Origin of the sequence: Pseudomonas sp. TUM22785 (assembly GCF_028198105.1) — a bacterium.
GTDB lineage: Bacteria > Pseudomonadota > Gammaproteobacteria > Pseudomonadales > Pseudomonadaceae > Metapseudomonas > Metapseudomonas solani.
In genome coordinates, this window is record NZ_CP116239.1 from 3,385,065 (window position 1) to 3,408,778 (window position 23,714).

At 65.6% G+C, this 23,714-nt stretch carries 8 protein-coding genes and 1 pseudogene; 7 read left to right on the plus strand and 2 right to left on the minus strand.

The window, feature by feature from the left end:
* Positions 1-124: 124 nt before the first annotated feature.
* Positions 125-1,279 (plus strand): substrate-binding domain-containing protein, encoded by a 1,155-nt coding sequence (locus PI990_RS15450; protein WP_271661192.1) that lies wholly within the window; start codon positions 125-127, stop codon positions 1,277-1,279.
* A 208-nt stretch (positions 1,280-1,487) separates the two neighbouring features.
* Positions 1,488-14,054 carry a filamentous haemagglutinin family protein gene (locus tag PI990_RS15455; protein ID WP_271661193.1) on the plus strand — a complete coding sequence of 4,189 codons (12,567 nt, stop codon included), beginning with the start codon at positions 1,488-1,490 and terminating at the stop codon, positions 14,052-14,054.
* Positions 14,055-14,898: 844 nt separating this feature from the next.
* On the opposite strand, the gene PI990_RS15460 is transcribed toward PI990_RS15455, so the two are convergent.
* Together PI990_RS15460 and PI990_RS15465 are read right to left on the minus strand one after the other, a co-directional pair.
* The gene (locus tag PI990_RS15460) at positions 14,899-15,675 is read right to left on the minus strand and encodes a sulfite exporter TauE/SafE family protein (protein ID WP_271661194.1); all 777 of its coding nucleotides are present in this window, start codon (positions 15,673-15,675) and stop codon (positions 14,899-14,901) included.
* Positions 15,676-15,801: 126 nt separating this feature from the next.
* On the minus strand, positions 15,802-16,779 hold the full coding sequence (locus PI990_RS15465) for a hypothetical protein (RefSeq protein ID WP_271661195.1): 978 nt from the start codon (positions 16,777-16,779) through the stop codon (positions 15,802-15,804).
* Between the two features lie 146 nt (positions 16,780-16,925).
* Here PI990_RS15465 and PI990_RS15470 point away from each other — a divergent pair, with 146 nt between their 5' ends.
* The 5 genes and pseudogenes from PI990_RS15470 to PI990_RS15490 all read left to right on the plus strand — a co-directional run bounded on the left by PI990_RS15470 (position 16,926) and on the right by PI990_RS15490 (position 23,711).
* Complete coding sequence (locus PI990_RS15470) at positions 16,926-17,819, plus strand: LysR family transcriptional regulator (RefSeq protein ID WP_271661196.1); 894 nt, start codon at positions 16,926-16,928, stop codon at positions 17,817-17,819.
* An 841-nt stretch (positions 17,820-18,660) separates the two neighbouring features.
* Positions 18,661-18,942, plus strand: a complete 282-nt coding sequence (locus PI990_RS15475; RefSeq protein WP_111264383.1) for a hypothetical protein — start codon at positions 18,661-18,663, stop codon at positions 18,940-18,942.
* Positions 18,943-19,732: 790 nt separating this feature from the next.
* Positions 19,733-19,847, plus strand: a pseudogene (locus PI990_RS15480) (transposase); the annotation flags it as partial.
* A 323-nt stretch (positions 19,848-20,170) separates the two neighbouring features.
* Entirely contained in the window at positions 20,171-21,820 is a 1,650-nt protein-coding gene (locus PI990_RS15485) for a ShlB/FhaC/HecB family hemolysin secretion/activation protein (RefSeq protein WP_442969329.1), read from the plus strand.
* Positions 21,821-21,851: 31 nt separating this feature from the next.
* Positions 21,852-23,711, plus strand: a complete 1,860-nt coding sequence (locus PI990_RS15490) for a DUF2341 domain-containing protein (RefSeq protein WP_271661197.1) — start codon at positions 21,852-21,854, stop codon at positions 23,709-23,711.
* The last annotated feature ends 3 nt before the right edge of the window (positions 23,712-23,714 follow it).

A 23,714-nucleotide genomic window follows, 5' to 3' on the forward strand; every position in this document is an offset into this window, starting at 1 on the left:
AATTGAGAACGTCTATCTCGTGGCCAGCCCACCGACGAGCAGGGGAATGTTGCTCGGGGCCAGGCCGCAGCGTGATGCAAGAGCGAACCACTCAACGTCCAGACACGATGAAAGGAGATTCTTCATGTTCAAGCGCAATGTTCTCGCTGTTTCCATGGCCGTCGCCGGCCTGTGCTCCGCCCAGGCCATGGCTGCCGTAGTCGGTGGCGGCGCCACCCTGCCGCAGAACCTGTACAACACCGCTACCGTCCTGTCGTCGGGCTTCAACGCCTACATCGGCGTGGGCAGCGGCGCCGGCAAATCCGCCGTGCTGACCAACGACTCCACCAAGCTGGGCCTGGCTTCCGGCATCACCGTCGACTACGCCGGCAGCGATTCCATCCTGTCCGCCAGCGAGATCTCCACCTACCAGGCCGCTCACCAGTCCCCGGCCGTTCCCACCAGCAGCGCCGCCAACTGGGGCCCGCTGGTCCAGGTTCCCTCGGCCGCCACCTCGGTGACCATCCCCTACAAACTGACCCTGGCCGGTGGCGCCGCGCTGAACAACCTGGACCTGACCAGCGCTCAGCTGTGCGACATCTTCTCGGGCACCATCACTACCTGGAACCAGGTCAACGCCAGCTACCCGGCTACCGCCATCACGGTCGTCTACCGTGCCGGCAGCAGCGGCACCACCGAGATCTTCACCCGTCACCTGAACAGCCAGTGCTCGGCCAAGTTCACCACCAACAGCACCTTCACCACCGCTAACGTCGGTGCCGAGCCGGCTTCCTGGATCGCTGCCACCGGCAGTGCCAACCTGGCCAGCACCGTCGCTTCCACCGAAGGCGCCATCGGCTACGTCGGCCCGGAAGACGTCGATGCCACCAACAACGCCGTAGTGGCCAAGGTCAATGGCCTGCTGCCCACCATCGGCAACGTCACCACCGCCCTGAGCACCATCGCTCCGCCTTCCACCGCTGCTGACCGTGCCGACCCCTCCAAATGGGTACCGGTACTGGCCAACCCCGCCAGCGGCTACAAGATCGTCGGCTACACCAACCTGGTGTTCAGCCAGTGCTACAAGGACAGCGCCGACCAGACTGCCATCCGTAACTTCATCAACCGCCACTACACCCTTTCCGACGCCTCCAACAACGATGACGAGATCATCGCCAACAAGCTGATCCCGCTGACCGACGACTGGAAGACCGCTGTTCGCAACAGCTTCTTCCTGGTGAGCAGCTCCCTGGCTGTGGGTAACACCACTGCCTGCAACGGCATCGGCCGTCCGCTCTAAGCCTCCAATCAGGCACCGCTCCAACGAACCGGCAATGGCCTCGCGCCATTGCCGGTTTTCCTGTTTCAGCCGCCTGCCGGGCAGATGAACTTTGCATGACAAAAGTTCGGTCGAGCGCGGCTGCTACCGCCTTGGGGTATAGCCATGGCGCGCACCTCAGGGGAGGGCGATGCGCCCGTCTTTCGCGAGAACACAAGGATCCGTAGTGATGCGTTCCCAGTCGAGCAAGCCCGCTTCCCGCACCGCCACCCGCCACGACACCTTCCTGCCGCTCAAGCCCCTGGCCCAGGCCATCGCCCTGATGCTGCTGGCCGGTGGCGCCCAGGCGGAGCAGGCATTCAGCTCCGCCTGGTTCGCGTCCAAGGGGGCTGCGCAGGCATCGGGCGCCGTTCGGCCGACCACGCCGGTGCCGGGCTCGCCGCCGCCCCTGGCCCAGCAACAGCGGGTGCAGGAACGCCTGGGGCGCAGCTTCGCCAATATGAACAACACGGTGGCCGCCATCGCCGCGGCTCAGGCCGCGCAGGCGGCGGGGCGCGCTGCCGCCTCCAGCGGGCCGCAGACCCTGCATAACGGCCTGGGCGGCAACGGCCTCAACGTGGTGATCGGCCCGGACGGCAAGCCGCTGTTCGTCAACGCAGAGGGGCCGGTGCAGACCGACGCCAACGGCAAGGTGCTGGTCTCCATCAAGCAGACCGCCGACAAGGCCATCCTCAACTGGGAGACCTTCAACGTCGGCCGCGACACCACCGTGGCCTTCCAGCAGGACGCCAGCTGGGCCCTGATGAACAAGGTCAACAACAGCACGGCGCCGAGCCAGATCCAGGGCCAGATCAAGGGCGACGGCACGGTGATGATCCTCAACGGCAACGGCGTGGTGTTCAGCGGCAGCAGTCAGATCAACGTGCGCAACCTGGTGGCCGCGGCCACCGACTTCAGCGACGAGCAGTTCAGGACCGGCGGCCTCTACAGCGGCAGCAACCCGGCCTTCACCAACGCCCAGGGCACCATCCGCGTGGAGCAGGGCGCGCAGCTCAACACCGCCGCGCCGGCCACCTCCACGGCCGGCGGCGGTTACGTGCTGCTGCTGGGCAAGGAGGTGGACAACGCCGGCACCATCGCCACGCCCAAGGGCCAGGCGCTGCTGGCGGCGGGCGACAGCTTCACCATCCGCAAGGGCTATGGCACCGACGGCAGCCCGACCTCCACCACCCGTGGCAACGAGGTGACCGTCGGCGGCACGGGCACCGTGACCAACAGCGGGGTGATCCTCGCCGCCAGCGGCGATGTGACCCTGGCCGGCAACCAGGTGCGCCAGAACGGCGCGGCCCTGGCCAGCACCACGGCCGATGCCCGTGGCACGGTGCACCTCACCGCAACCGGCGCCAACGGCAGCGTGACCCTGGGCGAGGGCAGCACCACCGCCATCCTGCTGGACGCCAGCGCCACGGCCCTGGGCAGCCAGCGCGATGCGCTGATCGCACCGGCGGTGACCCAGGACGGCAAGGTGATTCCCGGCGACGCCTACCGCCGCGACCTGTCCCTGGTGCAGATCGACAGCAGCGGCACCGTGGACTTCCAGAAGGGGTCCATCACCCTGGCCACCGGTGGCCAGGTGGCGGTCAACGCCGGCCAGCGCAGCCTGGTGCGCGATGGCGCGGTGATCGACGTCTCCGGCGCCACCGGGGTCAAGGTCGCGATGGCGTCCAACAGCGTCAAGGTCAACCTGCAGGGCAACGAACAGCGCGACTCCTCGGTCAACCGCGATGGCGGCGGCCTGAACAACAACGATGTCTGGGTCGATGTGCGCGACCTGGTGTTCGTGCCCGCCGGCACCAACGGCTACGCCACCGACCGCTGGTACACCGCCGGCGGCCTGCTGGAGGTCAGCGGCTACCTGGGCACACAGGGCCACAGCGTGGCGGAATGGATGGCCCAGGGCGGCACCGTCAGCTTCACCGGCAACGAGGTGGTGACCCAGGCTGGCTCGCAGATCAACCTCTCCGGCGGCACCCTGGATGTGCAGGCCGGCACCCTCAAGCAGACCTGGCTCAAGGGCGCCGACGGGCGCCTCTACGAGCTCTCCAGCGCACCGGGGGACATCCTCTACACCGGCATCTATAAGGGCTACGAAGACCATAGCCAGCGCTGGGGCCAGACCGATTACTACTACAACCCGCTGATCGCTTCGAACGAACGCAAGGAAGGCGGCTACACCGTGGGCCGTGACGCCGGGACCCTGGTGATCGGCACCCGCAACGCCGTGCTGGAAGGCACCCTGGCCAGCGACACCTACCAGGGTGAGCGCCAGTCCCAGGGCGCCCAGGCCGGCCTGGATGGCTACAGCCAGTCGCAAAAGGCCGTGGCCCGTGGCGCCCAGCTGGTGGTGGGCAGCTACACCCCCTGGTACGTGAAGAGCAGCGGCACCCTGGAATACGCCCTGGGCGCCGATGCCAACACCTTGAAGAACGTGATCCTCGGCGAGGGCGGCACCCGCATCGCCGATGGGCTGGACCTGGGCTCGGCCTTGCCGGCCGGCCGCCAGGGCACCCTATACCTCGACAGTGCCCAGCTCAACGGCTTCAACCTGGGGGCGATCAAGGTGGCCGCCAGCGAGGGCATCCGCGTCGATGGCGACCTGCAGGTGGCCCCGGCGGGCAACGTCACCCTGTTCGGTCCGAAGGTGGAGGTGAACGCCGACATCACCGCCCGTGGTGGCAGCATCCGGCTGGGCAACGTGCTCAACCAGATCACCGCCAACGGCAAGGCCGATACCACGCTGGGCGGAGCGGCGTCCGTCACCCTCGGCGCTGGCGCCAGGCTCGATGCCAGCGGCTTGTGGAGCAACCTGCTGCTGGACCCGAACGACAGCCGTGCGCTGGCGTACCTCGATGGCGGCAGCGTCTCCCTGCGCAGCAGCGGCAGCACCCTGCTGGGTAGCGGCAGCCTGGTGGACGTCTCCTCCGGCGCCGCCTTGCTGGCCAGCGGCAAGCTGCAAGGCGGCAAGGGCGGCAACCTGACCCTGGCGGCCAACGCCAACACCGCCAGTGGCGCAGGTGTACTGGGCCTGGGCGGCGAGCTGCGCGGCCAGGGCGTCAAGGGCGGTGGCACCCTGGCGTTGCAGGCCGGCAAGGTGCTGATCAGCGACAGCGCCACCTCGGCCGATGCCGGCACCCTGCTGCTGCGTGGCGACTTCTTCGACAAGGGCTTCTCCGCATACGAGGTGGCGGGCAACCGTGGCCTGGAAGTGGCCGAGGGCACCCGGGTGGATGTGAGCATGCCGGTGTACCGGCAGGGCGATGGGGCGACCAACCTGGCCACCGGTGGCGCGCCCCGTGACGCCCTGGAGACCTGGACGCCCCCGGTCTATCTGGACGATGCCGCCAAGGGCGTGCTGACCCAGCGCCAGGGCGCCAGCCTGTCGCTGCGCGCCGGCAGCGGCATCACGGCGGCGGGTGATATCGCCACCACCCCTCTGCTGGTGGGCAAGGGGGCGATACTCAACGTCGACCCGGGCCAATCCATCGGCCTGGCCGGCATCGGCCAGGTGACGGTGGACGGGACCCTGAACGCCTGGGGCGGAAGGATCTCGGTCAACTCGATCATCGTTTCGGCCCCGGATACCGAGCTGCAAAAACCGCTGGAGACCTACCAGTCCATCTGGATCGGCGACAACGCCGTGCTGGATGCCGCCGCACGCGCCGTCACGGCCGTGGACAGTCGTGGCAACCGCTATGGCACGGTGCGCAACGGCGGCAGCATCGTCGTCGGCGGGGAAATCGATCACGCCAAGGGCGGCCTTACCGCCACCGACGCCTTCGTGGTGGTACGCCAGGGCGCGCGCCTGGACGCATCCGGTGCCCAGGCCGTGCTGGACATCCCGGGGCAGGGCGCCACCCCCGTGGCCAGCCATGGCGGCAGCATTGCCTTCGCGTCCACCGGCGGGCTCTATCTGGATGGCCAGTTCAAGGCCGAGGCCGGTGGCGCAGGGGCATCGGGGGGCAGCCTCTCCGTTGCACTCGGTGCCCCGTCCTATCGGATAAACGACCCCAGGGCGACCGATGCGGTACGTCAGGCGCGGGAGCTGGTCCTGGCGCAACACCAGGGCGAATCGCTGCCGACCGGCGTTGAGCCGGGCCAGGGCGCCACCTGGCTGCAATACGGACATGGCCGGCTGGGCGTGGATCAGGTGGTGGGCGGCGGCTTCGATAACCTCTCCCTGCTGAGCACCGGTTTGCTCAGCTTCGACGGCACTCTGAACCTGGATATGGCCAACGCGCTCAACCTCTATGCCGGTACCTACGGCCTGGCCGAGACAGCTGCCGCAGGTTCCGTGGTCGATCTGCGCGGTGGTTACCTGCGCCTGGCCGGGGCATTGGGGGCGCCTGCTGACAGCGCAAGTACGGACACCGCCATCCGCGTCGGCAGTTCGCAGCGCCCTGCCACGGGGCAGTTGAATCTATCGGCCAGAGGCCTGCTGGATGTGCGCGATGCCGTCAGGCTCGGCGCCCGGGGCAGCATCCTGATGCTGCAGGGGGGCGCACAGGTGGTAGACCGCCGTGCCTTCTCCGATATGCACCTGAGCAGCCAGGGGGACCTGCGGCTGCTGAGCACGGAGGACGCCCGCGCCATGCGCCTGCAAGTGCCCGGCAACCTGGCCATGAGCGCCGCCCAGGTCTATCCGGGTACCGGTGTCAAAGGGCAGGTGAGTGCATCGAGGATCGACATCGCCCGCAGCGGTCAAGGCCTGCCGTCCGTTCCCTACTCGGCCTTCGGCTCGATCAGCCTGCAGGCGGACGTCATCAACCAGGGCGGCATCCTGCGTGCGCCGCTGGGCGATCTGATACTCGGCTACCAGGGCGACGCCACCCGCCCTGCCAGCATCGTCAACCTGCTGCCCGGCAGCCTGACCTCGGTCAGCGGCGCCGGGCTGGTGATCCCTTACGGCGGCACGGTGGACGGCAAGACCTGGCTCTACGACGGTGTCTCCCTGTCCACCAGTCTGCTCAAGGAAGGGCAGAGCCTGATGCCGGGCAAGGTCGACCTCGTTGGGCAGGTGATCGATGTCGCCCAGGGCGCGGTGGTGGATGTATCCGGCGGCGGCGAGCTGGTGGGCGCGGGCTTCGTCTCCGGGCGCGGTGGCTCCACCGATGCGCGCTTCAATCCGCTGATGCAGTACGGTGCCGATGGCTTCCTGCTGCCGGCCCTTGGCAGCAACCCGGTCTACGCCATCGTCCCGGGCGCGCAGGCGGGCTATGCGCCCCAGGGCGGCGAGGGCGGCGCGGTCGACCCCAGGGTGGGCCAGCAGATCACCCTCGGTGCCGGCGTGCCGGGCCTGCCGGCGGGCACCTACACGCTGCTGCCATCCACCTACGCGCTGTTGCCGGGGGCCTTCCGCGTGGAGGTCAACGGCCTGGCCGGGCAGGGCGGCGTCATCGCCACCCAGGCCATGCGCAATGGCTCCTGGTCCACCGCCGGCACCCTCGGCCTGGCCAGCGGCGCGCGGGACAGCCTGGCCAGCCAGGTGATCCTCACCTCTGCCGACGTGCTGCGCCGCTACTCCCAGTACAACGAGACCCGCTTCAGCCAGTTCCTCCAGGCCGACGCGGCGCGCCTGGGCATTCCCGCCGCGTTGATGCCCAGGGACGCCAAGGCCTTCAACCTGAGTTTTGCGAACAACACCACGGGCCAGCCCAGCTTCAGCTTCGCCGGCGAACTGCTCAAGGCGCGCGGGGAGGGCGGGCGCGGCAGCACCTCCAGCATCACCCAGACCTCCACGGGCAACCTGGAGATCGTCAGGGCCGGGCAGGGCGCCACCGCCGGCTTCAATGGTGTGACGCTGACCGATGAATCCCTCAACGCCATCGGTGCCGGCAGCCTCAACATCGGCGCCTATGCGCGCTCCTTCTACGGCCAGGGCGGCAACTTCATCCAGTTCGACGACGGTGCCAGTAGCACGGGCGGTAGTGTGGCCCGCACCGCCAACCTGGTGCTGCGCAGCGGCGCGACCCTCAAGGCCCCGGAAGTCTTCCTGGTCACCGCCGGGCCCACCGGTGGCATCACGGTGGAGCAGGGTGCCAGCATCAACACCCTGGGCCAGGGCGATGCACCCCGCGACTCCCGCGATGGTTACATCTACAAGCCGGGGCGTAACAGCGTGCTGGCGGTCTCCAACGGTTACCTGAACATGCTGGCCCCGGACGCTGCCAACCCGCAGGAGCCGCAGAAGGCCCCGGGCAGCATCCGCATCGGTGTGTGCGATGGCGTGTGCAGCGGCACCACCGGGCTCTACTCCGAGGGCACCATCGCCACGGCCACCGACAACGCCTTCGAACTGGGCGAGGCGGTGAACTATGGCACCCGCAACCTGACCCTGGCAGTTGGCGGCATCAACGTCGGCAGTGCCGAGGCGCTGGCCGACCTCGCCGCCCGCAATCGGCTGCCCAGCGGCCTGACCCTCAACCAGCAGGTACTGGACCGCCTGCTGCGCGGTGATACCAGCACCGGCGCGCCGGCCCTGGAAACCCTGGTGCTGGGCGCTCGCGACTCGCTCAACTTCTTCGGCAACGCCAGCCTGGATACCTACGCGGCCGACGGCAAATCGCGGCTCAAGGAGCTGGTACTGACCACCCCGGCCCTCTACGGCAAGGGCGAGGCGGGGGACACTGCGCGCATCCACACCTCCAACCTGATCTGGAACGGCGCCCATAACGAGGCCGGCTCCATCATCGCCGGCGGTGCCGGCACCGGTACGGGCAACCTGGTGATCGACGCCGAGCGCATCGAGTTCGGCTACCAGCCTGATGCGCAACCCACCGCCGCGACGATTCGCGATCGCCTGGCCGTGGGCTTTGCCAACGTCAACCTCAACGCCAGCGAACGCATCACCGCCAATCACAAGGGCGGCCTGTCGGTGTACCAGCGCCAGGATGGCTACGTCACCGGCAAGGGCTTCCAGTACAGCGGCGGCAACCTGAACATCAGCACCCCGGTGATGACCGGCGGCGCCGGCTCGGTCAACCGCATCACCGCCGGCGGCGATATCCGCGTCAGTGCGCCGAGTGGCAGTGCACTGCCGGGCATCGGTGGCGATGCGCTGGGTGCCGAGCTGTCCCTCAGCGGTCGCAACCTGCTACTGGAGAGCGCCGTGGTGCTGCCCAGCGGCAAGCTGAGCCTCAAGGCCGAGGCGCAACTGAGCCTCACCGATGCCGCGCGCATCGACCTGGCCGGGCGCAAGGTCACCTTCAACGACGTGAACAAGTACAGCTGGGGCGGCGACCTGATCCTGGAAAGCCGCAACGGCGACATCCGCCAGGCGTCCGGCTCGGTGATCGACCTGTCGGCCAAAAACAACCAGGGCGGCAGCCTCAAGGCCACTGCCCTGGCCGCCGATGCAGGGGTCGTCGACCTGCGCGGCAGCATCCTCGGTGGTAGCAGCGGCTATTACGACGCTGGCGGCACCCTGGTGCCGTTCAAGGCCGGCAGCATCGACATCCGTGCCCAGCACCTGGGAGATGGCAGCCTCAACGACGACTTCGCCGCCCTCAACCAGCGGCTCAACCAGGGCCAGGTGTTCGGGGCCCGCAGCTTCCAGCTCAAGCAGGGCGACCTGGTGATCGGCGACGGCCTCAAGGCCGGGGCGATCGACGTCTCGGTGGACGGTGGCACGCTCACCGTCAACGGCACCGTGGACGCCAGCAGCGAGCGGGTGGGTTCCATCCGCCTGGCCGGCAAGCAGGGCCTGACCATCGGCGGCCATGCGTTGCTGGACGCCCACGGCACCCGCCTGCGGGTGGACAGCTACGGCAAGATCATCGACTCACCCAACCGCGCCACAGTGGAACTGGGCTCCGGCGACGGCCTGCTGACCCTGGCCGATGGCGCGCGCATCGACCTGCGCCACGGCACCGCCGCCACCAGCGGGCATGACGGCAAGGCTCGCGGTACCCTGGAACTGAACGCCCCGCGCCTGGGCGGCGCCACCGCCGGTGATATCGCCATCGACGCCAGCGGCAGCCTGGACATCCAGGGCGCCAGGCTGATCGCGGTGAACGGCGTGCAGCGCTACGACGACGCCCGCGAGGTCACCGACCCCGTCAACGGGCACCGCTACCAGGAGATCGACCAGAACTACCTGAACCAGAAACACACCGACAGCCTGGCCTTCATCGGCAACGCCCTGGCCAATGGCGCGCTGGTCAATGGCAAGCTGGCCGGCCTCAACAACGCCGCCTATGCCGACGCCTTCCACCTGCGCCCCGGCGTCGAGATCGTCAGCAAGACCGCTGACGGCGACCTGGTGGTGCAGGGCGACCTGGACCTCTCTGGCCATCGCTACGAAAGCCTCAATCCCAACACCCAGAAATCCAGCGCCGTGTATGGCTCGGGTGAAGTGGGCAACCTGGTGATCCGCGCCGGCGGCGACCTGAGTGTCTATGGCAGCCTCAACGACGGCTTCATGCCGCCGCCGGACACCCCGGACAACGACGGCTGGGTCCTGACGCCCGGCAAGCAACCGTTCAACGGTGATGTGGTGGTGCCGCGTACGGGCATCGAGCTGCAGGACGGCACCACCTACCTCTCCGGGGTGGTGCTCAATTTCGATCTGCCACTGCAAGCGATCACCCTGGCCGCCGGCACCCGTCTGCCCGTAGCGGGTGAACTGGCGACCGGTATCTCCCTGCCGGCTGGCACGGTACTGGCGGGCGACATCCTCAACCCGGATCGCACCGTGGCTTACGCGGCCGGCACGCGTCTGAGTGCGGACCTGGCCCTGGCTCCAGGCATGATTCTCGGCAGCGGCTCCCTGCTGTTGGGCGACACCGCACTAGCCGGGCTGATATGGCCCAAAGGCGTGGCGCTGCCAAGCCGCCCGGCCAGTACGACCAGCCTGTCCAACCCCAGCACCGTGGCGCAGCTCGGCGCCGTGCTGTTGCCGCTGGGGGCGCTGATCCCGGCGGGCACCGATGTGAAGCTGGCGGCGGGGGTGGAGAAGATCAACCTGCGCGGTGGCGATGGCAAGGGCCGCAACTGGGCCGCCGCGCAGATGCTGCCGGAGGGCTCGCAGTCCTGGTCGGTGCGCCTTGTGGCCGGGGCTGACCTGGCCGCTGCCGACAACCGCCTGGTCGATCCCTACGCCGAGCGTGGCAGCCTGAAGGTGGCCGATACCCACTACGGGATGCTGGTCAGCCGGGTTCAGCTGCCGGGTGGCGGTCCTGTGCAGGGCGGGCCCAACGACCCGTTGGTACTGACCGAGCAGGCATCCCTGGACTACTGGGGTGACGACACCTACACCGGGCGTCCGGTAGCGGAACTGGCCGTGCAGCTCGGCATGTCCGTCGAGGATTTCTGCGCTCAGAGCGCAGGCTTGTGCATGAACAGCGCGCTGGTGGTCACGGAAGAGGGGTCGACCCAATGGTGGGGCGATCTCAGTTTTGCCGGCCGCCCGGCCAGCGAGCTGGCCGACCAGTACGGCTGGACAGTGGACGAGTTCTGTTCCCAGGGGCCAGGGTTGTGCATCGCACAATCCGGCGAGGCCCAGTACACATACGACTACAAGCCGGGTAGCAGCGCCTTCAGTGTTCTGCGCACCGGAACCGGTGACCTCGACCTCGTCAGCGCGGGCGACCTCGGCATGCAGTCCCTTTACGGCATCTACACCGCCGGCAGCTCGGCACTAAGCCTGGCGGAGTCGGCTGCCTTCAATCAGCCACGGAGTCTCAACCAGATTTTCGGTCGCACAGCGATAGACACCACCGTGTTGGGCAAGAACGGCGGCAGCTACGAGGCCCTGGTCGATGGTGGCGCCAGCAGCCTCTATCGCGCCTGGTATCCCGATCATGGCGGCAACCTGCTGCTTTCCGTCGGCGGTGACCTGACCGGCGATATCCTCGGCGCCAAGCTGTTGAAGGCGGGGGGAACCGACCAGCCCGAAAGCTCCAGCGTCAGCAACTGGCTGTGGCGCCAGGGCGGCGGCGTCAATGGCGAGGTGCCCACCGCCTGGTGGGTCAACTTCGGCACCTACATGCCCTTCAACGACAACGTCGCCTTCACCGGTTTCACCGGGTTCGGAACGCTGGGGGGAGGCAACCTCGATGTACGTGTCGGCGGCGACGCCGGCATGCTGGCGGCCCGGGGCACCCTGGACAACACCATCGCCACCCGCAGCCAGGGGCTGGTACTGGCGGTGGGCTCGACCGGGCGCATGGTGGACGGTGAACTGGTGCTTACCGGCGGTGGCGACCTCGATCTGAAGGTGGGCGGTGGGCTCAACCCGGCCTTGACGGCGCGCGCGATGCTGGACGACCGGAGCCGCCCGGTCGCACAACGCCATGACCTGAATGGCAGCCTGGCCAACCTGCGTGGCGCCGTGCGTGCCGGTGCGGGCTCCTTCGGCGGCATCGAGCAGGTCAATGGGCCGCTGCAGATGTCGCAGGACCCCCGCGAAAGCCGTGCCTACGACCCCTTCAAGGCCACCATGGCCAGCGCCACCGGCGGCCTGGTACTGGTGCCGGGCGACGCCACCATCAGCCTGGACGCCCGGGGTGACCTGGTGCTTGGCGGCGCGGCCGATGCCGGGCGGACCGACGCCCGCAATTGGCAGCCGGTGGATCTCGATGGCGGCAAGAGCATTGGCCGCTCATGGTTCAGCCTGTGGACCGACCACACGGCCATCGACCTGTTCTCCGCAGGCGGCAACCTCACTCCCTCGACGCAGGTCGGTGAGCTTCCTGCGGGCTCCAACGACAGTGTTCGTAGCGGCCTGGACTTCTCCGCCACCGATGGCCGCTTCGTCTACCCGTCGATCCTGCGTGCTACAGCACCGGGCGGCAGCCTCTACTACGGCCCATCGGCGTTGTGGACGGACAACAGCCTGAACACCACCCACTATTCGTTGTTGCTGGCACCCGGCAGCCGAGCGCAGCTGGAATTCCTGGCAGGCGACTCGATCTATGCCGGCGGTTATGCCGTCACGCCCAGCAATGCACCGGTTTCCAGCCTGGCCACTCCCTTCAGCCCGGCGTTCTACTACCTCGATTCCAGAGGCGCCAATCAAGGAGACCTGTCTGGTGCGGGGGGCCTCGGGCGCAGCCTGTTCGCCTTCGGTGGCACGGGGACCCGCAGCGCCTACCGCGGTGCCGACGAGCCAGCACGCTTCTATGCCCTCAACGGCGACATCATCGGCCTGCGCACCGGCGAGCTCATCACCTTCGGCAGTGCACCGAGGGCGGGCGAGACCTGGTACGAAGCGGCTCGGCCGGCGCGCATCATGGCCGGCCGCGATATCGTCAACAGCGGCCAGCTGACCGGCACCTTGCTGCCGCAGTTTGCAGGCCTGGCCACCAGCACCGGCAACCTCTTCATCCACGACGACCCCACCGATATCTCCATCGTCTCGGCTGGCCGCGACATCCTCTACAGCACCTTCAACGTCGCCGGCCCCGGCACGCTGGAGATCAGTGCCGGGCGCAACATCCTGATGGAAGACAAGGCCGCGGTGACCAGCCTCGGCGCGATCGTGCCGGGCGACAACCGGCCGGGGGCGGACATCGTCATGCAGGCCGGCGTTGGCGCCGGCCCGGACTACCTGGCCTTCGCCCAGCGCTACCTGGACCCGGCCAACCGCGTCGAGGCCGGCGGCAGCCTGGCGGGTGGCGGCGTGGCCAAGACCTACGAGGTGGAACTGGCGGCCTGGCTGGCCCAGCGCTTCGGCTTCAGCGGCACGAGCGAGGAAGCACGCGCCTACTACGCCGCGCTGCCGGCGGAGCAGCAGCGGGTGTTCGCCCGGGAGATCTACTTCGCCGAGCTGCGTGCCGGTGGCCGCGAGTACAACGATGCGGAGAGCCCGCGCTTCGGCAGCTACCTGCGGGGCCGCAACGCCATCGCCGCGCTGTTCCCCACCCACGACGTGGCCGGCAACCCGATCCTCTACCAGGGCGACATCACGATGTACGGCGGGGCCGGGGTGCACAGCAACTTCGGTGGCGGCATCCAGATGCTCACCCCGGGCGGGCAGCAGGTGTTCGGCATCGAGGGCGAGGCGCCGCCGTCCACCGCCGGGGTCATCACCCAGGGCGCGGGGGATATCCAACTGTTCGCCAACGGCAGCGTGCTGCTGGGCCAGAGCCGCATCATGACCACCTTCGGCGGCGACATCCTGGCCTGGTCCGCAGCCGGCGACATCAACGCCGGGCGTGGCTCCAAGACCACCCTGGTGTACACACCGCCGCGCCGGGTCTACGACAACTGGGGCAACGTCACCCTGTCGCCGAGCGTGCCCAGTACCGGCGCCGGCATCGCCACCCTGGCCCCCATCGCCGAGGTGCCGTCGGGCGACATCGACCTGCTGGCGCCCCTGGGCACCATCGATGCGGGTGAGGCGGGCATCCGCGTCTCCGGCAACGTCAACATCGCCGCGCTGCAGGTGGTCAACGCCGCCAACATCCAGGTGCAGGGCAAGTCCAACGGCGTGCCGGTGGTGGCTGCGGTGAACACCGGCGCGCTGTCCTCGGCCAGCTCGGCGGCCAGCTCCGCCAGCGACGCCGCCGAAGGCGTGGCCCGCGACCAGCAGGCCGCCTCGCGCCAGCGCCAGCCGTCGATCTTCACCGTGCAGGTGCTGGGCTTCGGCAACGAGCGCGTGGCGCCCTCCGGCGAAGGCGCCGGCCGCACCCCGACCTACGACTCCGGCAGCAGCGTGCAGGTGCTCGGCGCCGGCCAGTTGGACGACCAGGCACGCAACCAGTTGACCCCGGAGGAACAGCGCAACCTGACCCTCTGATCCCACCTCTTCACCGCCCTGCGGGGCGGTATCCCTTTCCCGAGGGCGGTAGGCGACTGTCGCTCTTTTTTTGTTGGGGGAGTGGGGGCAACCGCAGTTGGGCCTCGAAACACGCCAAGAGCGGTGGGCTGAAGCGGAGCGCCGTACGCTCGAGGTTGGCGAGGATTTAAGTGCGGTTCAGGGGACCGCTGTGCGGTCCTTGGCGAATGAATTGGCTCTGTCTGCGTTAAGTGTTGCTAGAGGATTTGAGTCCAGCTGATTGCCGAGCTCTGGTGATGTTTCTGGTTTCGCCCCCCCGGGCGAGTCCCTTTTCCAATCGTTGAAAAGGAACCAAAAAACTTGCCCCATCATCCGGCCCCGGCTTCGCCGGGGTTCCCTCACTCCATCGTTGCTCTGGGGGCCGGCGCGATGGGCCATCCATGGCCTGGCGCGCCTCTCGCGGCATCCATGCCGCTCGTCCCCCTGCGCAACGACTGCGTTCGGCCTCCTGGAGGGGCGTTGGCGGCTGCTCCAACTTTCTTCGTCCAGCGCATCACCACGTGGTGCGCACGGACTTTCGTAGGATGGGTAGAGCGGAGCGAAACCCATGCGGTGGAGGTGGCACAAACCCTTTGGGGCCCGGAAAGTGCCGTGCTTGAGCGCTTGCTTTAAAACCTCAACAGCTAACGCAGACAGAGCCAATGAATTCGCCCCTACAAGGGTGCCTTGGCTAGGCTCTGCTGCCCTACATGGCAGGCCTGATTGGGGGGCGGGAAAGGGCTTGGGCGAAGTTCCCGGCGCCATAGTGAGGAGAGGGGGTTACGGCTATCGCCAGTAGCGAGCTGCGTGAACGGGGTCGTCTATGTCACGGGGCCTCAATAAAAATTGAGAACCCCATGCGCCCTATCAGGAACACCAATAAAACCAGGAAGAAAATCCGAATGAATCCACTTCCATAACGAAGTGCTAAGAACACGCCGGTGAGGGCGCCGGCGATATTGCACAGGCTCACCATGCCACCGATAAGCCAGAGCACATTACCTGAGGGTACGAAGAAGAAGAGCGCAGCACTGAAGGTGCCCAAATTAACGAGCTTGGCCGAAGCCGACGCATTAAGAAAATCGAAGCCGAAGTACTTTACAAAAACAAACAGCAAAAGACTCCCGCTGCCAGGGCCAAATACGCCGTCATAGAATCCCAATAACGCGCCAAAGAAAACGCCCAGCACAATCTCTTTTGGCCCATGCTCGACAGATCGATGAATCCTGCCTAAGTCCTTCTTGGCAAAGGTATAGACAGCCATCACTATCAACACCACAAAGACGACGTACTCCATTGCCTCTTTAGGTATCAATGAAACAGAGAAAGCACCTAGAAAAGAGAAAATAAAGGCAGCGATCATGGTTGGAAGAATTAATTTCCAAGCAATATGTATGCGCCTCAAATAGCGGGATATGGAAAAGCAATTCCCTAGCAGCACGGCCAGCTTATTGGTCCCGAAGACCGTCGCCAGGCTTTGCTGAGGGAGTGCATGAAGCAGGGCAGGCACCTGAACAAGTCCCCCACCTCCAACTGCTGCATCGATCAAACCGCCGCAGAATGCAAAAAAACCCAATGCGACGAGGGTGTATTCAACGGTCATGAAAACATCTCTTCACCTTCCACTGTTCACATCATCTCCCGAAGCCGTATCCATGCAGAGATCAGATGAGCGAAACCGCTGATGCGCAGCCGCATCGCACCAGCGGCAAGCAGTTTTAAAACACGATCAAGCAGTTAACGCCTCGTGCAAACTACGGAATGCCTTTCCAACACGGCCGTTATAATCAATCATGATTTCTTTCAAACGATTAATGTCAAACTCCAAGTCGGCGAATCGGCAATAGGCCTGAGCGGCGGCCAATGCATGCAATCCATGCCTGTTCTCCACCTCTCCTGAATGCCCCATGACATAACCCTTGGCATTCCGAAGCGCCTTCACGTCAGCGCGAAGATCTGGATTGACGGCGTTTAGCTTCTCCTCGATATATTGCGCAATATAGTTATATTCGCGACCATTCCAGAGTTCTGACGCCACCGACGTCATCATGGCCTCCAGCATGGAGCGCTTGTATTCATGGGAATTCAAAGGCGATTTGTTTTCTGCGATGCCTACTCTGTAGAGGAAGCCTGAGAACTCATTGCACCCGGGTACGACATATTGACTTTCGACCCAGCGCGAAGCGCCGAACGCGGACGTCATGTATCCGTACATGCCATCGTGCCCTTCATGGCCGAGACCGAAGTCATCCTTGGCCACCTCATGCATATGTGCCATGACATTGTTGTACAAGGACTGCTGGTGAGCAGGGATCGCGCCTGCGTCAGCAGCCAGTCGCATGATTATTTTTGCTGAAACCAAACTTGTGGTCTTATGGGTTTCATTCCAGCCATTAAAGAATTTCAGCACACCTTCGTCGACAAACGCTTTCTCTAGAAACGCGTTGAAGCTCTTCTCTGTCCACTCCTGCGACGCTTGAGTTGTTTCATGGCCTAGCACTTCATGCATCGCCAACTGGATAGCGGGCACCTGATCTACGTGTGCCGGAATTGCAGCTTTGCGCTGATCGCCGCAAATCACTCGGCCAGGTATCTTCAAGGCTGCGAAGTGCTTGGGAAGATCGTCAATAAATGCCTCACCAAATTGCTGCATGGATAGTTGATGGTGGGGCACAACTATATTGCTTTCCATAACAATAGAATTCATTGCTTAACCTTCTTCCATAAAGTGTGTGAGCGGACGTGTTGTCGCTTCAAGTTAAGGGCGGGCACGAAGCTAGGTCACTTGTACGCGCCAAACAAGTAATTTATAATCACGCCACTATTCACTTTAAATGAATCGTCGGTGCAGCAATGGAACTGTCGCAACTCAAAATGTTTAAAGTGACTGCAGAGCAGGGAAGTATTGTCAAAGCCTCCAAGATATTGCATTGCGTCCCCTCCAACATTACCAACAGGATAAAGCTGTTGGAGCAGGAACTTGGAGTGAGTCTTTTTATACGTAAAGGTCGGGGGCTGATCATAAGCCCTTCCGGTGAGTTGCTTCTCGGTTACGTGAACAAGATTCTCGATACTTGCCAAGAGGCGAAAAGAGCGCTTGACCCTGAGGCGACCCCAGCCGGGGTGCTCAAGATAGGCGCTATCGAATCAGCCGCGACTGGCCGCCTACCTGCTCTACTGTCCCGTTACCATGTGCACTACCCGAGTGTGCATATGCAGTTCAGTACCGGCACGTGGTCACAATTGGTCGCCGAGATTATTGGGCACAAGTTGGATGGCGCAATCATCGCCGTAAAGAGCGACCACGCTGACATTGCCCAGCTGGAAATATACAAAGAGCCCTTGATACTGATCGCATCAGACTCCATAGGCGAAATCACCTCTGCTGATGATGTCAACAATCTGAATATTTTTATGTGGCCTGAAGGCTGCCCTTATCGCCACGCCCTTGAGCGCTGGCTAAAGGCCGCACAGGTATCAACACCGATAACCAGCATCGCGAGCTATGGAACCATTCTTGGCTGCGTCAGTGCAGGTGCGGGGGTTTCTCTGGTTCCCTCTGGCGTGTTCGAGCAGTACAAGAAGATTGGCAATATAAAAGGCTATGCCTTCGACGACCTGACGCCAATACAGAATTACTTCATCTGGAACAAGAATATTGGATTGCATCGAGCACGGGATGCCTTTGCAGAGTTGATAACGGATGAGTTCAGAAACATCAGTACATTCCAGGAACGGTCTGAATGAGCCCGGTATTTTCCACCGACCTCAGACTTCGCCGATATTGAAAGCAGCAAACCGATCAAAAACGTTCAGATCACCCACTCACTCGTGAATAGCGTGACCAGAAGAAGAGGCCCGGCATCAGCCGGGCTTCTTCATTTCAGGCGAGCCGTTTCTGCAGAAATGGCAGAGGTTCCGGGTGCCCCGGACAGCACATTCCCGAGCGCAGCCCTTGGCGATCCTGGAAGGGACTGCGAGATCCGCCGCATGGGTTTCGCTGCGCTCTACCCATCCTACGAAAGCTGAGCGAGGCGCGGGGCGGGGCCGTGCGTAGGGTGGATGCCGCTCTTCGCATCCACCAGGTGGAGGCGGGCATGGGCACTCTGTAATGCCCATTCCAGACGCTTTTCACCCTGTCAGTGGCTCGCCGGAAGCACCGTGCGGCGGTGCGCACACGGCACACCCTACGATCCTGTCGGGTCCTCCGATTGAATCCTCACAAGCAGAACCGATGACTCATGACCACGTCCTAAGAACCTGGCTTCCCACGCTCAAATGAAAACGCTCTTTCTGCGTTAGCTTTTTGTGGTTTTAAAGCAAGCGCTCAATCACGGTGCTTCCTCCACTCACATGCAAAGCTGCCCTTGCAGGCTTTTCCACTGCCTCATATAGTCCGCCCGTTGCGGTCAATCCCGCAGCCGATCTTGGCCGGTCGAACTCTCTAGGTGCACAGGCGCCGCCTATCCGATTGCAGGCGCCTTCTTCTCACACCAGGAGCATCACGTCATGACTCGCGCCGCTCTCGATAGCTTCATTTCTTCTGTATTCGCACCCAGCCACCGTTGCAGTGGTGGAGGTGTTCATCATGGCTGACCTGCGCCCGCTCTCCGCCAACCCTTCCGGTTCTTCTGTCCTCTTGCTCGATGGCAGCCGGTCATACATGGAACTCCAGGAGACAGCCGAGTACCGCCTGGTTGCTGCGCGAGATTTGCTCGCCAGTCTCTCGTGCATGGAGGGCTCCTGTGTCGATGGGCGTGATCTGGCCAATGTGGCCGACGCGGCCTATTTGCTGTTGTCCGATGCCAGCGACTTGTTCCGTGCTGCCCGCGAGGCGGTGCGGCGTGATCGCCTGGGCGTTCGTCGCTAAGCCCTTTACGTGCCCATGAAGAGGCCCGGCATCAGCCGGGCTTCTTCATTTCGGGCGAGCCGTTTCCGCAGAGACGGCAGAGGTTCCGGGTGCCCCGGACAGCACGTTTACGAGCGCAGCCCTTGGCGATCCTGGGAGGGGCTGCGAGATCCGCCGCATGGGTTTCGCTGCGCTCTACCCATCCTACGAAAGCTGAGCGAGGCGCGGGGCAGGGCCGTGCGTAGGGTGGATGCCGCTCTTTGCATCCACCGGGCGGAGGTGGGTATGGGCACTCTGTAATGCCCATTCCAGACGCTTTTCACCCCGCCAGGTCCTTCCCGCCGTTCTCCGTTCATGAAGATTCGATGACAAAAGTTCGGTGGTGCCATCCGGCCTCGGTCAAGGTGATGTACGGAGCGTCAACGGCGAGGGATATCGCCGAGAGGGAACGTGTCGCCAGGGATGGCGACGACTTTCGCCCGCGGTTTGCGGGCGTGCCGAGGCCACTGGAACAAGGGCGATGGGGAATATGGACGGTTACTCGAAAGTGGGGATGCAGGAGCTTGACCAGCGGCTGTCGAAAATCGTCGAGGCGGCGCGCAAGAAGCCGGTCTCGGTCTACCGCTACGGCGCACCCTGGGTGTGGATCGTGTCCCAGGACGACTGGCAGAGCGCCCTCAAGGAAGTGTCCAGCTACATCCCGCCCGGCCATTCGCTGGTCCTGTTGCGACCGCAGATCGACGAGGTGATGGGCAAGGCCTTGGCCGAACTCCAGGGCTGGGCCGCGACCCAGCAGCTGCAGGTGCCGCTGCCGGCCTTGCTCCATGCGTTGCTGCTGCAACTGCTGTATTCGCTGCCCAGCGAGAAGCAGCTCTACGAGCAGCTCAATTACAACCTGCTGTTCCGCTGGTTCGTCGGCCTCGAGCTGAACCAGCGGGTCTGGGGCTTCGCCACCTTCGTCCGTGATCTCGGCGTGGTGCTGGACAACCCCCAGGCGGTACGCCTGATCGAGCGGGTGATTGGCGAGGTGTTCTCCGGCGGGTTGATGCAGATGCCGGAGTTCTCGCTGAACTTCGCCCAGCTGCACACCTGGCTGGCCCGGCCCGCCGCCGGCGCAAGGCAACGCTGAGGCGGCCTGCGAACCAACAACGAAACGTTCACTGATGCGGTGGGGTACGCGCGTTCGGCGCGGCCACGCCTGCACGGAAGGCAGCCCGGGATGCCGGGCGCCATTTCACGAGGGGGCTGTGTGGGTCATCTGTCATTCAACCAACGAGGCGTCGCCGCGGCCCTGAGCCTGCCGTTCGCGCCGGCCTGCCTGGCCCTGGCGATCCACGCCGCGCCGGTGTTCGCGGAGGAGGGGGCGCAGCCGGTGGCGAGCGCCGACGCTCCGCCGCGGCTGGTCGACGTTAACGAATACGTGGTGCGCGGCAACACGGTGCTGGAAGCCCGCGACATCGAGGAGGCGGTCTATCCCTTCCTCGGCCCGCAGCGCAGCCTCGCCGACATCGAGGGCGCCCGCGACGCCCTGCAGCAGCGCTACCAGGGCAAGGGCTACCAGTCGGTGTTCGTCGAGCTGCCGGAGCAGCAGGTCGAAGGCGGCGTGGTCTACCTGCAGGTCAGCGAAACCAAGGTCGGCCGCGTGCGCGTGGTCGGTGCCAAGCACTACTCGCCGGTGGCCATCCTCGACGACGTGCCGGCATTGGAGGAGGGCAAGGTGCCCGACTTCGCCAAGGTCCAGGGCGAACTGGCGGCGATCAACCGCAACCCCGGGCGCCAGGTGGTGCCACTGGTACGCGAGGGCCAGCGCCCGGGGACCATGGATGTGGACCTGCAGGTGGAGGACAAGAACCCCTGGCAGGCCAGCGTCGGCCTGAACAACGATTACAGCGCCGACACCGAGAAGCTGCGCTCGGTGGTCAGCCTCGGCTACAACAACCTTTTCCAGCGCGGCCACAGCGCCTCGCTGACCTACTTCACCGCCCCCGAGGACCGCAACAACGCCGAGGTCTGGTCCGGCTCCTACGCCGCGCCCCTGGACGAGCGCTGGACGCTGCAGTTCTCCGGCTACCAGTCCGACAGCGACGTGGCCACCATCGGCGGCAGCAACGTGCTGGGCAAGGGCCACTCCTATGGCGTCTCGCTGATCTACGGCCTGCCGCCGCAAGGCCCCTGGGCCCACTCGCTGTCGGTGGGCGTGGACTTCAAGGATTTCGAGGAGTCGCTGCAATTCGGCGGCGCCGAGGACAAGGTGCCGCTCAAGTACGCCCCCATCACCCTGGGCTACAACGGCTACCGCTACACCGAGGCCTCGCAGCTGGGCCTCGGCCTGGCGCTGGTGGCCGGCACCCGCGAGTTCCTCGGCTACGGCAGCGACGCCGAGGAATTCGACTACAAGCGCTACCGCGCCAACCCCAGCTTCGCCGTGTTCAAGGGCGACGCCACCTACACCTTCGGTTTCGGCGGCGACTGGCAGTCGGCGACCAAGCTGGGCTTCCAGCTGGCCTCCGGGCCGCTGGTCTCCAACGAGCAGTTCTCCGCCGGCGGCGCCACCAGCGTGCGCGGCTACCTGGCCGCCGAGCGCACCGGCGACGACGGCTGGCTGCTCTCCCAGGAGCTGCGCACGCCGTCGCTGGTCAGCTTCCTCGGCAAGGGCCTGGGCAGCCATGTCGAGGACTGGCGCTTCTACGCCTTCGCCGAGGGCGCGCACCTCTCCCTGCAGGACCCGCTGCCCGACCAGGAAGACAGCTACAGCCTCGCCAGCGTGGGCCTGGGCACCCGCGCCACGCTGCGCGAATGGCTGTCCGGCAGCCTCGACTGGGGCTACCCGCTGAAAGACGGCCCCAACACCAAAAAACGAGACCCGCGCGTGCACTTCAGCGTGCAGGCGAACTTCTGACCCCACAGGCACAGACTTCGGAGTGACACACATGCAACGCTTGATCTTCACCGCGCTCATCAGCCTGGGGCTTATGTACCCGGCGATCGCCAGTGCCTGGTGGCAGGACGACTGGCTCTACCGCAAGCAGATTTCCGTCGACACCACGCCCCAGGGCGCGGCCATTGACCAGGCCGCCGGGCGCACGCCGCTGCTGGTGCGCCTGCACACCGGCAACTTCAGCTTCGACGGGGTCAACGAGAACGGCTCGGACATCCGCTTCGTCGCCGCCGATGACAAGACCGTGCTCAACCACCAGGTGGAAAGCTTCGACCCGCTGATGGGCATGGCGCTGATCTGGGTCGACGTGCCCCAGGTGGAAGGCGGCCAGCGCCAGGACATCTGGATGTACTACGGCAACGCCAAGGCCCCGGCCACCGGCAACGGCCAGCTGACCTTCGACCCCGACTACAGCCTGGTCTACCACTTCGACGGCGCCGTCGGTGCGCCCCCCCGTGACACCACCGCCTACGGCAACCACGGGCAGACGCCCCCCGCCAGCAGCATCGACGGCGTGATCGGCCGCGCCGCCCAGCTCAATGGCCAGCCGCTGATGCTGCCGGCCAGCCCGTCCCTGGCCCTGCCGGCCGGTGGCGCCTTCACCTTCAGCGCCTGGGTGCGCGCCGATCAGTCCGCCGGCGACCAGCTGCTGCTGGCCCGCCGCGACGGCGGCAACACGCTGTTGCTGGGCCTGGCCCAGGGCCTGCCCTTCGTCGAGGTCAACGGCCAGCGCGCCCAGGCTACCCAGGCCCTGGCCGCCGGGCAGTGGCAGCACCTGGCCCTGAGCGCCGATGGCAGCGCCCTGCGCCTGTACGTGAATGGCCGCGAATCCGGCAGCCTGGCACTGTCGCTGCCGGCCTTCGCTTCGGTGATCGCCATCGGCGCCGACCTGCCGAACACCCAGGCCGCACCGGCTGCACCCGTCGAAGGCGCCACCGCCGAGACCCCGGCCCCGGCTGCCTTCGGTGCCTTCGCCGGCGCCATCGACGAGCTGCGCCTGTCCAAGGTGGCGCGCCCGGCGGCGCTGATCCTCGCCGACGCCACCGCCCAGGGCGCCGAATCGCGCCTGGTGGTCTACGGCGTCGATGAAGAACAGTCCGGCTTCGGTTTCGGCAGCCTCGGCTTCCTGCTCAAGGCGGTGCCGGTGGATGCCTGGGTGATCATCGCCGTCCTGATCCTGATGATGATCCAGTCCTGGGTGATCATGATCCGCAAGAGCCGCAGCGTGGCCCGCGTGATCCGCGCCAACGAGCTGTTCCGCGAGCAGTTCGCCCGCGTCGGCACCCGCCTGGAAATGCTCGCCGACGACCGCGCCCTCAACGAGGGGCTGGTGAATTCCTCGCTCTGGCGCCTGTACCAGGTGGCGGTGAAGGAGATCCGCACCCGCCGCGACCAGGGTGCCGACACCTCGTCCATCTCCGCCGCCACCATCGAAGCCATCCGCGCCTCCATGGACGGCGTGCGCACCCGTGAGAACCAGCAGCTGTCCTCGCGCCTCTCCACCCTGTCCAACGCCATCGCCGGCGGCCCCTACATCGGCCTGCTGGGCACGGTGCTGGGCATCATGGTGGTGTTCCTCGGCACCGCCATGGCCGGCGACGTCAACATCAACGCCATCGCCCCCGGCATGGCCGCCGCGCTGCTGGCCACCGCCATGGGCCTGTTCGTCGCCATCCCCGCGCTGTTCGGCTACAACCGCCTGACCACGCGCAATCGCGAGGTCAGCGCCGACATGCGGGTGTTCGTCGACGAGTTCGTCACCCGCCTGGCCGAAGTGCATGGCGAATCCCAGTTCAGCGAAGCGGCTCACCGGCGGGGTTTCCATGCCGGCAGCGCACCGCTGACCGCTTGAGGA

Coding starts and splice junctions, on each gene's coding strand:
- PI990_RS15455 (WP_271661193.1), top strand. CDS start 1,488: ATGCGTTCCCAGTCGAGCAAGCCCGCTTCCCGCACCGCCACCCGCCAC.
- PI990_RS15460 (WP_271661194.1), bottom strand. CDS start 15,675: ATGACCGTTGAATACACCCTCGTCGCATTGGGTTTTTTTGCATTCTGC.
- PI990_RS15470 (WP_271661196.1), top strand. CDS start 16,926: ATGGAACTGTCGCAACTCAAAATGTTTAAAGTGACTGCAGAGCAGGGA.
- PI990_RS15475 (WP_111264383.1), top strand. CDS start 18,661: ATGGCTGACCTGCGCCCGCTCTCCGCCAACCCTTCCGGTTCTTCTGTC.
- PI990_RS15450 (WP_271661192.1), top strand. CDS start 125: ATGTTCAAGCGCAATGTTCTCGCTGTTTCCATGGCCGTCGCCGGCCTG.
- PI990_RS15490 (WP_271661197.1), top strand. CDS start 21,852: ATGCAACGCTTGATCTTCACCGCGCTCATCAGCCTGGGGCTTATGTAC.
- PI990_RS15465 (WP_271661195.1), bottom strand. CDS start 16,779: ATGAATTCTATTGTTATGGAAAGCAATATAGTTGTGCCCCACCATCAA.